At 65.0% G+C, this 12,430-nt stretch carries 11 protein-coding genes; 10 read left to right on the top strand and 1 reads right to left on the bottom strand.

From position 1 onward, the window contains the following. Positions 1-57 precede the first annotated feature (57 nt). The 3 genes from can to EYS42_RS04600 all read left to right on the top strand — a co-directional run bounded on the left by can (position 58) and on the right by EYS42_RS04600 (position 3,619). Positions 58-738 carry a carbonate dehydratase gene (can, locus tag EYS42_RS04610; RefSeq protein WP_130966695.1) on the top strand — a complete coding sequence of 227 codons (681 nt, stop codon included), beginning with the start codon at positions 58-60 and terminating at the stop codon, positions 736-738. A 69-nt stretch (positions 739-807) separates the two neighbouring features. After that, positions 808-2,694, top strand: coding sequence for a bifunctional isocitrate dehydrogenase kinase/phosphatase (aceK, locus tag EYS42_RS04605; protein ID WP_130966694.1), 1,887 nt, complete (start codon positions 808-810; stop codon positions 2,692-2,694). Continuing rightward, complete coding sequence (locus EYS42_RS04600) at positions 2,684-3,619, top strand: hydroxymethylglutaryl-CoA lyase (RefSeq protein ID WP_130966693.1); 936 nt, start codon at positions 2,684-2,686, stop codon at positions 3,617-3,619. Before aceK ends, EYS42_RS04600 begins: the two co-directional genes overlap by 11 nt. Here the strand turns inward: EYS42_RS04600 and EYS42_RS04595 are convergent. Next, positions 3,591-4,421 (bottom strand): outer membrane protein assembly factor BamD, encoded by an 831-nt coding sequence (locus tag EYS42_RS04595; protein ID WP_245503505.1) that lies wholly within the window; start codon positions 4,419-4,421, stop codon positions 3,591-3,593. The two genes, EYS42_RS04600 and EYS42_RS04595, sit on opposite strands and share 29 nt — an antisense overlap. A gap of 59 nt (positions 4,422-4,480) precedes the next feature. On the opposite strand from EYS42_RS04595, the gene EYS42_RS04590 reads away from it, so the two are divergent. The 7 genes from EYS42_RS04590 (at position 4,481) to EYS42_RS04560 (ending at position 12,427) form a co-directional block, all read left to right on the top strand. Next, the gene (locus EYS42_RS04590; protein ID WP_130966692.1) at positions 4,481-5,710 is read left to right on the top strand and encodes an RluA family pseudouridine synthase; all 1,230 of its coding nucleotides are present in this window, start codon (positions 4,481-4,483) and stop codon (positions 5,708-5,710) included. Between the two features lie 176 nt (positions 5,711-5,886). Next, entirely contained in the window at positions 5,887-6,753 is an 867-nt protein-coding gene (scpB, locus tag EYS42_RS04585; protein WP_130966691.1) for an SMC-Scp complex subunit ScpB, read from the top strand. Between the two features lie 17 nt (positions 6,754-6,770). Next, the gene (rluB, locus tag EYS42_RS04580; protein WP_130966690.1) at positions 6,771-8,840 is read left to right on the top strand and encodes a 23S rRNA pseudouridine(2605) synthase RluB; all 2,070 of its coding nucleotides are present in this window, start codon (positions 6,771-6,773) and stop codon (positions 8,838-8,840) included. A gap of 156 nt (positions 8,841-8,996) precedes the next feature. Next, entirely contained in the window at positions 8,997-9,422 is a 426-nt protein-coding gene (gene ndk / locus EYS42_RS04575) for a nucleoside-diphosphate kinase (protein WP_130966689.1), read from the top strand. A gap of 22 nt (positions 9,423-9,444) precedes the next feature. Next, positions 9,445-10,575 carry a dual-specificity RNA methyltransferase RlmN gene (gene rlmN, locus EYS42_RS04570; RefSeq protein ID WP_130966688.1) on the top strand — a complete coding sequence of 377 codons (1,131 nt, stop codon included), beginning with the start codon at positions 9,445-9,447 and terminating at the stop codon, positions 10,573-10,575. A gap of 12 nt (positions 10,576-10,587) precedes the next feature. Continuing rightward, positions 10,588-11,442 (top strand): type IV pilus biogenesis/stability protein PilW, encoded by an 855-nt coding sequence (gene pilW, locus EYS42_RS04565; protein ID WP_130966687.1) that lies wholly within the window; start codon positions 10,588-10,590, stop codon positions 11,440-11,442. Then, the gene (locus EYS42_RS04560; RefSeq protein ID WP_130966686.1) at positions 11,435-12,427 is read left to right on the top strand and encodes a helix-turn-helix domain-containing protein; all 993 of its coding nucleotides are present in this window, start codon (positions 11,435-11,437) and stop codon (positions 12,425-12,427) included. Before pilW ends, EYS42_RS04560 begins: the two co-directional genes overlap by 8 nt. Positions 12,428-12,430 lie beyond the last annotated feature (3 nt).

Here is a 12,430-nt window from a genome sequence, read left to right as displayed (position 1 = left end):
GCGCGAGGCTTGGGGGCTATTCGCCCCAGGGGGCCAGCCATTGTCTACACTGGCGACATGGCATTGACACATCTTTTCGAGAGCAACCGCGCCTGGGCGCGCGACATCGAGCAACGCACGCCGGGTTTCTTCACTCGCCTGCAAAAGCAGCAGAACCCGGAGTACCTCTGGATCGGTTGCAGCGACAGCCGCGTTCCGGCCAATGAAATCGTGGGCCTGCTGCCTGGTGAGCTGTTCGTTCACCGCAACGTGGCCAATGTGGTCGTGCACTCCGACCTGAACTGCCTGTCGGTCATGGAGTTCGCGATCGACTCGCTCAAGGTCAAGCACGTGATGGTGGTGGGCCACTACGGCTGCAGCGGCGTGAACGCTGCCATGAACAACCTGCGCGTGGGCATCGCCGACAACTGGTTGCGCCATGTGCAGGACGTGCGCAACCAGCACCGCGACTGGCTGCTGGCGCTGCCCGAAGGGCCGGTGCGCCTGGATGCGATGTGCGAGCTCAATGTGCTGGAGCAGGTGCTCAATGTGTGCCAGACCACCGTGGTGCAGGACGCCTGGGCCCGGGGGCAGGGCGTGGAAGTGCATGGCCTGGTCTATGGATTGCATAACGGTTTGCTCAAGGACATCCGCATGAGCGTGAACCGCAGCGAAGATGTGCCAGAAGCCTACGCTCAGGCGCTGGGCTCCCTGCGGGCGCGTTATGCAGCCCAGCTGCCGGCCGCCGCGCAGGACTGACCTTTCAGATCCGGTCTCGGGCATTTCCAGCCCGCCCGAGGCCTCAACACCCACAGGACGGTTTCGCCCATGTTTCCGCAGCAGCTCACCGACACCCGCGTTTTCGAAATTGCTCAGGCCTTGCTGGATGGCTTCGACAAGCATTACCAGATCTTCCGCACCACCAGCGGTCGCGCCAAGCAGCGTTTCGAGCAGGCCGACTGGCATGGCCAGCAAGACGCCCAGCGCGCCCGCATCGAGTTCTATGACCTGCGCGTGGACGAGGCCATCGAGGCCCTGGAGGCCCGCTACCAGGCCAGCGAGCTGCCCATGGAGGTGTGGCAGCAGGTCAAGCTGTTCTACATCGGTTTGCTGACCGGGCACCCGCAGCCGGAGCTGGCCGAGACCTTTTTCAACTCGGTCACCATCAAGATCCTGCATCGGCAGTATTACCAGAACGACTTCATCTTCCTGCGGCCTGCGGTGTCGACCGAGTACATCGACGACGAAGACAGCAACGGGCAGACTAGCTTCCTGGCCTATTACCCGAACAAGGACAACCTGCGCGACATGCTGCGCCAGATGGTCGTGAACTACGACCTGGCCATCCCCTTCGAAAACCTCGACCGCGACGTCGACCACGTGTACGACGCCTTGCGTGAGCAGGTGGGCAATGTGCGCCTGCGCACCAACTTCCAGATCCAGGTGCTGGCCAACCTGTTCTACCGCAACAAGGGGGCCTACATCGTGGGCAAGGTGGTCAATGGCTTCCGCAGCCTGCCCTTTGCCCTGCCCATCCTGCACAACGGCAAGCAGCAGCTGTACATCGATGCCGCCCTGTTCGGGGAAGATGACCTGCTGGCCCTGTTCAGCTTTGCCCGCGCCTACTTCATGGTCGACATGATGGTGCCTTCGGCTTACGTGCAGTTCCTGCGCACCCTGATGCCACGCAAGCCGCGCGCCGAGCTCTACAGCGCCATCGGCCTGCAAAAGCACGGCAAGAACCTGTTCTACCGCGACTTCCTGTTCCACCTCAAGCACTCGAGCGACAAGTTCCGCATCGCGCCGGGCATCAAGGGCATGGTCATGCTGGTGTTCGACCTGCCGTCGTACCCCTTCGTGTTCAAGGTCATCAAGGACTACTTCCCGCCACAGAAGGAAACCACGCGCGAGATGATCATGAGCAAGTACCAGCTCGTCAAGCAGCACGACCGCGTGGGGCGCATGGCCGACTCACTCGAATTCACCAGCGTGGCCTTCCCGCGCGACCGCTTTGAAGACGAGCTGATCGAAGAGATCCGCAAGTTCGCGCCCAGCGTGATGGAAGAGGAAGAGGGCGGCAAGGTGCTGATCCTCAAGCACCTGTACATCGAGCGCCGCATGGTGCCGTTGAACATCTACATCCAGGAGGCCGAGGGCGAGGCACTGGAGCATGCCGTGATCGAGTACGGCAACGCGTTGAAAGACCTGGTGGCCGCCAACATCTTCCCGGGCGACATGCTCTGGAAGAACTTCGGTGTCACCCGCAACGGCAAGGTCGTGTTCTACGACTACGACGAGATCGAATACATCACCGACTGCAACTTCCGCAAGGTGCCTGAGCCGCGCAACGAGGAAGACGAGATGTCGGGTGAGATCTGGTATTCGGTGGGCCCGAAAGATGTGTTCCCCGAAACCTTCGGCCCCTTCTTGCTGGGTGACCCGCGCGTGCGTGCCATTTTCATGAAGCACCACGCAGACCTGCTCGAACCCGATTTCTGGCAGCAGTACAAGGAGCGCATCCAGGCCGGTTACGTGCACGATGTGTTCCCGTATGACCGTGCCAAGCGCTTCAAGCACCAGCGCGCGCAGTTGGCGTCGCAACCCGGTGACGAGGCGCCCGTGGACGAGCCGGTCGATGTCCAGCCGCTGGGCGGCACGGTGCATGACCAGGGGCGACTGACCGGTTTCACCCCCGGGGGCTCAGATGCTGGTTGACCGCGTCACGCTCCTGGAGGTGGGGCCGCGCGACGGGTTGCAGAACGAGGCCCAGCCGGTTCCGGCCGACCTGAAGGTGGCACTGGTCGAGCGCCTGCAGGCTGCAGGCCTGCGCCAGATCGAGGTCACCAGCTTCGTCAGTCCCAAGTGGGTGCCCCAGATGGCCGATGCGGCCGAGGTCATGGCGCGCATCCAGCGCCAGCCTGGCGTGCGTTACTCGGTGCTGGCACCCAATGCCAAGGGGCTGGAGGGGGCCCTGGCCAGCGGCGCCGACGAGGTCTGCATTTTCGCGGCGGCCAGCGAGGCCTTCAGTCAACGCAACCTGAACTGCAGCATCGACACCTCGCTTGAGCGCTTTGCCGACGTGGTGGCCGGCGCCAAAGCCGCTGGCCTTCGCGTGCGTGGCGCCATTTCATGCGCCGTGGGTTGCCCTTACCAGGGCGATGTCTCACCTGAAGAGGTCGAGCGCGTGGTCAAGGCCTACCGGGCCATGGGCGTGGACCATGTGGGTGTGGCAGACACCATTGGTGTGGGCACGGCCCGCCAGGTGCAGTCGGCCATGGAGCGTGCCCTCAGGCACTACCCGCTGCACGAGGTGTCGGGTCATTTCCACGACACCTATGGGCAGGCGCTGGCCAATGTGCTGGCCAGCCTGCAGATGGGGGTGCACGTGTTCGACGCCAGCATCAGCGGCCTGGGCGGTTGCCCCTTTGCGGCCGGCGCCACGGGCAACGTGGCCACCGAAGACGTGGCTTACCTGATGCGGGGCCTGGGCATCGACACCGGCATCGACTTCGATGCCCTGGTCGATGCCGGGCAATTCATCAGCGAGGCGCTGGGGCGCCCGAATGGCGCACGCGCAGCCAAGGGCTGGCTCGCCCGCCGTGCGCGTCAGCTCACCACACCTGCCACCAGGGCTTGCTGACCGGCTGGTAGCCCTGGCTCAGCAGCGTGCTGTTTGGAAAGTTGGTCTTGAGCACGCGCAGGGCGTCGTCGCGCAGTTGCGGCATGGCCATCTGGTCGTAGCTGCGCGCCATGATGAACAAGGCTTCTTCCACGGCCGGTGAATTGCGGAACTCGGTCACGGCCACCTGGGCACGGTTCACCGCGGCCAGGTAGGCGCCACGGCGGTAGTAGTAGCGCGCCACCAGCACTTCGCCTTCGGCCAGCGTGTTCACGATGAAGTTCATCCGCAGACGGGCGTCGGCAGCGTACTTCGAGGTCGGGAAGCGCTCGGTGAGCTGCTTGAAGGCGTCATAGGCGTCGCGGGAGGCCTGCTGGTCGCGCTCGGCCATGTTCTGCTTCGACAGCCGACCAAAGATGCCCAGGTCGTCGTTGAAGTTGATCAGGCCCTGGAGGTACATGGCGTAGTCCATGGCCGGGCTGGTCGGGTGCAGGCGAATGAAGCGCTCGATCTTGGCCAGGGCCTGGGCGCGCTCATTGGTCTTGTAATAGGCGTATGCCAGTTCCAGCTGGGCTTGCTGGGACATCAGCGTGCCCGAAGCGCGCGCCTCGACCTTTTCGTAGCGCTTGATGGCCGCCTCGAAATTGCCGGCGGAGGCCTCTTCGCGGGCGTCGGCATACAATTTGTCGGTGCTGACGTTGGCGAATTCGTCTTGCGGCGTCGAGCCACAGCCCGCCAGTCCGATCGTCAGCGACACGGCCACCAGGGCCGCCCACAGGCTTTTGTTCACGATGCCGGTCGGCGATTGCTTGAAAACGTTCACTGGTCTGTTGCGCAGGGCGCAGTTTGTGCGAAACACCCTGCAGTATAGAAGCCTCTCACATGCCCAAACCCAAGTCTGTCAAAGCCAAATCTGCTGCTGTCGTTCTGCCCGAGGAAATCGCGGGTTCGCAGTCGGCGCTGCCTCAAGGGCCCGCGCCCTCGGAAGAAGGGGTTTTCGACGAACTGGACCTGGTCGACGGGGAGGGTGCCGATGAAGGCGAGCCTGATGCCGACGATGAGGCTGTTCATGGCGCCGATACCGCAGCGTTCGTGCCCGAGGCGGTGGATGTCACCGTCGACGCAGCCCATCACCTCAAACGACTCGACCAGTTCCTGGCCTTGGTGGTTCCGCACTACTCGCGCAACCACCTCAAACAACTGATCGAAGATGGCCTGGTCACGGTGGGGGGGCAGCCGCTGACCTCGCCTTCGAAGAAGGTGCAGGCCGGCCAGCGCGTGCAGGCCCAATTGCGGCCCACGGCCCAGAGCCTGTCGTTCACGCCCGAGCCCATGGCCTTGAACGTGGTCTATGAAGACGACGACCTGCTGGTGGTCAACAAGCCGGTGGGGCTGGTGGCGCATCCGGCCGCCGGCAACTGGAGCGGCACGCTGCTCAACGGCCTGCTGGCCCACCATGCCGGAGCCGTGGTGCTGCCACGCGCTGGCATCGTGCACCGTCTGGACAAGGACACCAGCGGTCTGATGGTGGTGGGCAAAACGCTCGAAGCCTGCACCCGCCTGACCCGCGCCATCGCCGACCGCAAGGTGCACCGGCAGTACCGCGCCCTGGTCTGGGGTGATCCGCCCATCCAGTTTTCCATCGACGCCCCCATCGGCCGCGACCCCGTCTCCCGCGTGAAGATGGCCGTGGTGCGCACGGGCAAGCCGGCCCGCACCGACGTGAAGGTCAAGGGGCTGCTGGAGGTCGATCACCGCTTCCGCACGCCCAAGGGGGTGGTGCGTGGCGAGGTGGCCGCGGTGGAGTGCATCCTGCACACGGGGCGCACCCACCAGATCCGCGTGCACCTGTCGAACCGACAGTACCCGCTGGTGGCCGATGCCCTGTACGGCGGGCCGCAGGCCCTGGGCATGGAGCGCCAGGCCTTGCACGCGTTCCGCCTGTCGTTCGATCACCCCATCACCGGCGAGAAGCTGACCTTCCGTGCGGCCATGCCGGAAGATCTGTCCACCGCGTGGCAGCAGGTGGTGCATAATGAACTGGAAGACGAAGCGTTCGACGGTTTCGACGACGAAGACTTCGACGACGAATTCGACGACGACTGGGAGTGATTCCCCTCGTCCTGCCTGACGCCGCAGCCAGGCACCCCGCAGGCTCTGTCCGTGCCCGGGTGCCCACAAGAAGGTGTCACCACGCCCTGGGCCCAGGCCCCCGATGCACCGCCTGAACATCCTGCTCTCTTTTGGAGAGCCTCAGGTGCATGCGTCGGCCGAACGTGACCGGAGAGATGAACATTCTCGACAGCCGGGACGCTGAATGCATCCTGGAGGCGGCGCTCCTGAGTGCCGATCAACCGCTGACCCTGCGCGACATGCGCGGCCTGTTCGACGACATGCTGTCGGCCGACGCCGTGCGCGCCTTGCTGTCTGCCTTGATCGGGCGCTGGCAGGGGCGCGGCGCTGAACTGCGGGAAACAGCCACCGGCTGGCGTTTTCAGACCCGGCCGGAAGTTCAGGGCTGGCTCGATCGCGCCAACCCCGAAAAGCCGCCCCGCTATTCGCGCGCCACGATGGAAACCCTGGCCATCATTGCCTACAAGCAGCCGGTCACCCGGGGTGACATCGAAGACATCCGCGGCGTGACCGTCAGCGCCCAGATCGTCAAACAGCTGGAAGACCGCGGCTGGATCGAGGTGATCGGCCACCGCGAAGCGCCTGGTCGACCTGCCTTGTTCGCCACCACGAAACAATTCCTGGACGACATGGGCCTGGCCAGCCTCAGCCAGTTGCCCGAACTCGATGGACTGGTGGGGGCGCAAAGCCTGCTGCCGGGCCTTGAAGGCGAGGTGGCCGACGCCGTGGCGTCCCACCTGGCCGAACTGGAGGCGGCCGAACAGGCCACCTCCGACCCCCAGGCCGATGCGGCACAAGCCGAACTGCTGGCCGAAGCCCTGGGGGACAGCGAGGCAGCCCCAGCGCTTCCCGAGGTGCTTGACGCTGCTTCTGATGACCTTGTCGCCCCGCCCGATGCGGCGGCCGATGCGACCCCCGCCGATGCGCCCAGCCAGGTTGACCCTGCGCCTGATTCGTCCGACACGCTGACCGATGGGCCAGCGCCGGACGACGGCCCGGTGCCCCCTTCTCCCTCCCTTTGATGAGCAACGACATCCCCATGCAAGAACCTGATGACCTGAACCCCGTCTCGGGAGGTTCTGCGGCCGACGCCGCCGAGGCGGCACCCGCCAAGCCCAAGCGCACCCGCAAGCCCAAGGCTGACGCGACGCCCGGTACCGAAAGCGCCGAGGGCGCTGCTCCGGCCGAGGCTTCGGCAGACGAGCCCGCGCCTGCCCGCAAGGTGGCCCGCAAGCGTGCCGTCAAGGTGGTCGAGGCCGAAAGTGCTGCGGCCCCGGTGGCCGCGCCCGCTGACGAGTCGGCAGAGGGTGCCGAGCCCGTCAAACCCAAGCGTGCGCCGCGCAAGCGCGTGGCCGACGCCGAGGCGCCCGAAGCAGCGCCCGTGGAGCTTGCAGCCGATGGCGTGCTGAGCCTGGGTTCGGCCTCGGATGCGCCGGCTGAAGCCGCGATGGCGTCGGCCGACTCCGAGGTGGCCGCGCAAGATGGCGAGCGCCCCCCGCGCCGCGAGCGTCCGGCGCGAGGTGAGCGCCGTGATGGTGGTCGTGAGGGTGGCCGTGGCCCGCGCGACGAGCGCCGCGGCCCGCGCCGTGACGCCGACGCACCAGCCGCTGCCCTCGAAGACCGCCGTGCCGCCGAGGGCGCAGGCGGTGCCGAATCGGCCGAAGGTCAGGGTTCGGAAGACGACCGCCCCTCGCGCCGCGCCCTGATCGCGGCCGAGCAGGCCAATGCCGTGTTCCAGGAACTGCTGGAAGGCCAGTTCGACGAACTGCACCAGGAAGAGCAGGAAGAATCGGAAGAGGCTGCGCAGACCAAGCGTGTGCTGCGCCCCGAACCCGATGCCCCCAAGCTGCAGAAGGTGCTGGCCCAGTCGGGTGTGGGCTCGCGCCGTGACATCGAGCAGATGATCGAAGAAGGCCGCATCTCCGTGAACGGTGAAGTGGCCCACATCGGTCAGCGCGTGTCGTTCGGTGACAAGATCGCCGTGGGTGGCAAGCTCATCCGTGTGCGCATCCAGCCGCCGCCGGCCCGCATCCTCGCCTACCACAAGCCCGTGGGCGAAGTGGTCACCCACGAAGACCCGCAGAACCGCCCCACGGTGTTCCGCCGCCTGCCCAAGCTGCAGCACGGCAAGTGGCAGTCGGTGGGCCGTCTGGATCTGAACACCGAAGGCCTGCTGCTGTTCACCAACAACGGCGACCTGGCCAACCAGCTCATGCACCCGCGCTTCGGTGTGGAGCGTGAGTACGCCGTGCGTGTGCTGGGCTCGCTCACGCCCGATACCCGCAACACCCTGCTCAATGGTGTCGAGATCGAAGGCCAGCAGGCCTCGTTCAAGTCCATCGACGAAGGGGGGGGCGAAGGGGTGAACCGCTGGTACCGCGTGGTCATCACCGAAGGCCGCAACCGCGAAGTGCGCAAGCTGTTCGACGCTGTGGGCTTGACGGTGTCCCGCCTGATCCGCGTGCGTTATGGCTCCATCGTGCTGCCGCACGGCCTCAAGCGCGGCGTGTGGGTCGAGCTGGGTGAGTCCGATGTGCGTGCCGTGAAGTCGCTGGCAGGTCATCAGGAGTTCCAGCGCGGCGACCGTCAGGGCGATCGCCAGGGTGACCGCCAGGGCGGCAAGCCAGGTGGCAAGCAGGGCGGCAAACACGGCGGCAAGCAGGGTCAGGGCTTCGGTCAGGGTCAGCAAGGCCATCAAGGTCAACAGCGCCCGCAGCAAGGCGGCCCCAAGCAGGGGGGGCAGCAGCGTTTCGAGCGCAACGACCGCCCGCAGCAGCCCAATCGCCCGCCGCGTGACGACCGTGCCCACGAGGCCCGCCACGACGACGACGAGGAAGATTTCACCCGCATCCCGAACCCGCTGGAGCAGACCTTCGACCGTCGCTTCGCCAAGGGTTCCAAGCGCATTGCCTCGGGCTTTGGTCGACCGGACCAGTTTGATCAGCAGCGCGGTGGCGGTGCCAAGAAGGGCGGCGGCCCGCGTGAGCCCGATCCGCTGCAGACCTCGGTGGGCTACATCGGCGCCGACGCATTCTTTGGCAAGTCGGGCGGTGGTGGCGGCAACCGTGGGGGTGGCAACCGCAGCGGTGGCGGCGGTCGTCGTCGCTGATCCGGGCAATCGCCACGCCGGTTTCCGGTCATTTCCCCGGGTGTGCGGGGGTGTCACAGGGTTAGCCCAGCTTGACGCCCGCACACCTTCTTCATTCCTTCACCCGGCCACAGTACAATGCCGGGTTTTCCCAATCCAACAATCGGAGCTCTTTTCATGGCCATCGAACGCACCCTGTCGATCATCAAGCCTGACGCCGTTGCCAAGAACGTCATCGGTCAAATCGTCGCCCGCTTTGAAGGCGCTGGCCTGAAGGTCGCCGCTGCCAAGCTGGTGCACCTGTCGCGCGCTGAAGCCGAACAGTTCTACGCTGTGCACGCTGCCCGTCCTTTCTTCAAGGACCTGGTGGACTTCATGGTGTCCGGCCCCGTGTTCATTCAGGTGCTGGAAGGCGAAGGCGCCATCCAGAAGAACCGTGACCTGATGGGCGCCACCGATCCCAAGAAGGCTGCCCCCGGCACCATCCGCGCTGACTTCGCCGAGTCGATCGACGCCAACGCCGTGCACGGTTCGGACGCTCCCGAAACCGCCGCCGTCGAAGTGTCGTTCTTCTTCCCTGGCATGAACGTCTACGCTCGCTGATCCCGGCGAACAAGGTGTTTCCATGAGCGCTGTCAACCTGCTGGACTTTGACCTCGACGGGCTGACGGCGTACTGCGAGCAACTGGGCGAAAAGCGCTTTCGCGCGGTCCAGTTGTTCCGCTGGATCCACCAGAAGGGCGCGACCGACTTCGATCAGATGTCGGATCTCGCCAAATCCTTGCGCGCCAAGCTGCAAGGGTCGGCAACCATCACGCCGCTGAAAGTCATCAGCGAGCATGTCTCCTCCGACGGCACCATCAAGTGGCTGTTCGATGTGGGCGGTGGCAATGCCGTGGAAAGTGTCTACATTCCTGAAGACGACCGGGCCACGCTGTGCGTGTCTTCCCAGGCCGGTTGCGCCGTGGGCTGCCGTTTCTGCTCCACCGGTCACCAGGGTTTTTCGCGCAATCTCAGCACCGGCGAGATCATCGCCCAGCTCTGGTTTGCCGAGCACAACCTGCGTCAGCGCCTGGGCCAGTCCGAGCGCGTCATCAGCAATGTGGTCATGATGGGCATGGGCGAGCCCTTGCAGAACTACAACGCCCTGGTGCCCGCCCTGCGCACCATGCTCGACGACCATGGCTACGGCCTGTCGCGTCGCCGCGTCACGGTGTCCACCTCCGGTGTGGTGCCCATGATCGAGCGCCTCAAGGCCGATTGCCCTGTGGCGCTGGCGGTGTCGCTGCATGCGCCGAATGATGCGCTGCGTGACGAGCTGGTGCCGCTGAACCGCAAGTACCCCATCGCCGAACTGATGGGCGCCTGCGTGGATTACCTCCAGGCCGCCCCGCGTGATTTCATCACCTTCGAGTACTGCATGCTCGACGGTGTGAACGACACCGAAGAGCATGCCCGCCAGCTCATCGCGCTGGTGCGCCACAAGGTGCCTTGCAAGCTCAACCTGATCCCTTTCAACCCCTTCCCTGAGTCGGGGCTCAAACGCTCCAGCAACACCCGGGTACAAGCCTTTGCAAAAATCCTGATTGAGGCTGGTATTGTCACCACCGTGCGCAAGACCCGCGGTGACGACATCGATGCCGCCTGCGGGCAACTGGCCGGTGAGGTGCAAGACCGCACCCGGGCCCATGAGCGCATGCTCCGTCGCCCCATTCCAATCACCCCCGTGCAAGGGGGCGGTGGGGCGTCTCATTGAACCGAGGGTGAGATGCGAATGAAGTACCGATTCACGGCACTGGCCACCTGGATCCTGGCGTTGTTGCTGGCTGGCTGTGCGCAGACTGGCACTGTGCCCTCGCGCGTGCTGCCAACGTCCGAGTCCCCCGTTCCACGGCCGCAGCCCTCGTCTGTGGGTCGAGACATCGCGACACAGTCTGATGAGTCTGAAACGCGTCGTCGGGCTCGGATCCGTCTGGAGTTGGCCACGGCCTATTACACCCGCGGTGACTTGCGCACGGCGCTGGATGAAGTCAAGCAAGTGCTGGCCATCGAACCCGGCTTTTCCGATGCGATGGAGCTGCGGGGTTTGATCTATGACCTCATGGGTGAGCCTGTGCTGGCTGAAGAGAGCTTTCGCCGTGCGTCCCAACTCGATCCTCGAAACGGAAGTGTCTCGCACAACCATGGCTGGTATCTGTGTCGCAAACAGCGTTACACCGAGGCTGACGCGATGTTTGATCGGGCGCTGACGTTGCCATCCAGCGTCTCGCCAGCCAAGACCTTGCTGGTCAAGGGTGTTTGCCAGATGCGCGATGGGCGAGCCACAGATGCCGAAAAAACCTTGGCGCGTGCCTATGAGCAGGAGCCATCCAATCCTGCCACCGCATACAACCTGGCCTTGGCGCTTTACGTGAATGGCAATGTCGAGCGCGCCCGTTTTTACATCCGCCGCGTGAACAATGTGCCTGAGCAGGCCAATCCAGAGTCGCTCTGGTTGGGCATCCGAATCGCTCACAAGCTCCACAATTCAGCCGAGAAGGAAGAGTTGGCTAGCTTGCTGCGCAACAAGTTTCCGAACGCGCGCGAAATCAATTCGCTGGAATTGGGACGTTTTGATGAGTGAGATGCCTGACACCTCCGCTTCTGGTGGAGCGCTACTTCGGAGCGCCCGTGAGCAGCGTGGCTTGTCGATCGAGTCTTTGGCGGCCATGCTCAAGGTGTCACCTGCCAAGCTTCAGGCTCTTGAGAACGGTGCGCATGAGGCCTTGCCGGATCTGGCTTTTGCCCGCGCCCTGGCCAAGACCGTCTGCCGGCAGTTGGGTCTGGATCCAGAGCCCGTGCTGGCCTCTTTGCCAAGTGCTCAGCCTGTGAATCTGGCGGCGAGTGACCCCAAGGGGGTGCCTTTCAAGGCGACCAAGGCTCGTTTGAATCTCGATGCTCACACCGGCTGGAACTGGCAGCCGCTGCTGCAGGTGCGCTGGCTGGTGCCGGCTGGCATTTTGGCTGCAGCGGCCTTGCTGCACTTCTGGCCGCAGGGTGCAGACTGGGGCACTCTCGGATGGCCGGTGCCGGCGGCGTCAGCCCCTGAGCTGGCGGCCTCTGTTGCCCTGCCCGAGGCGCTGGCAGAGCGCAATGCATTGGCCAGCGAACAGGCTGCCAGCGGAGAAGGGGTGCCCACGCTCGCGCAACCCTCCATGCCCCTGGCCTCGGCGAACGCCTCTGCCGCGGCGTCCGCCCTGGGCCTGCCCGCAGCGCAGGGCCCAGATGCTGCCTCGGGCGCGCAGCCAGGGGTGGCGGCAGTGCCTGCCATGGCGGTGCCCAGCGCCCCGCTGTCTCCCGTGGTCCCCATGGGTGCGGTCGCAGCTGTGCAAGGGGCTCTGGTGCTCAGCGCCGATGAAGGCTCCTGGGTGGAAGTTCGCCAGCTGGCAGGCGGGCAGAAGGTGCTCCAGCGCCACCTCCAGCCTGGTGAAACTGTCAGCCTGGACGCGCCCCAGGCGCTCACTGTCAAGATTGGCAATGCCAACGGTGTGCGTGTGCAGTACCGCGGCCAGCCCATCGAACTCGCCGCCTTCACGCGCAACAACGTCGCGCGGCTTGAACTGAAGTGACAT

The organism is Aquabacterium lacunae (assembly GCF_004310865.1).
Lineage (GTDB): Bacteria > Pseudomonadota > Gammaproteobacteria > Burkholderiales > Burkholderiaceae_C > Aquabacterium > Aquabacterium lacunae.
This window is presented reverse-complemented; position numbering and strand designations above follow the sequence as displayed.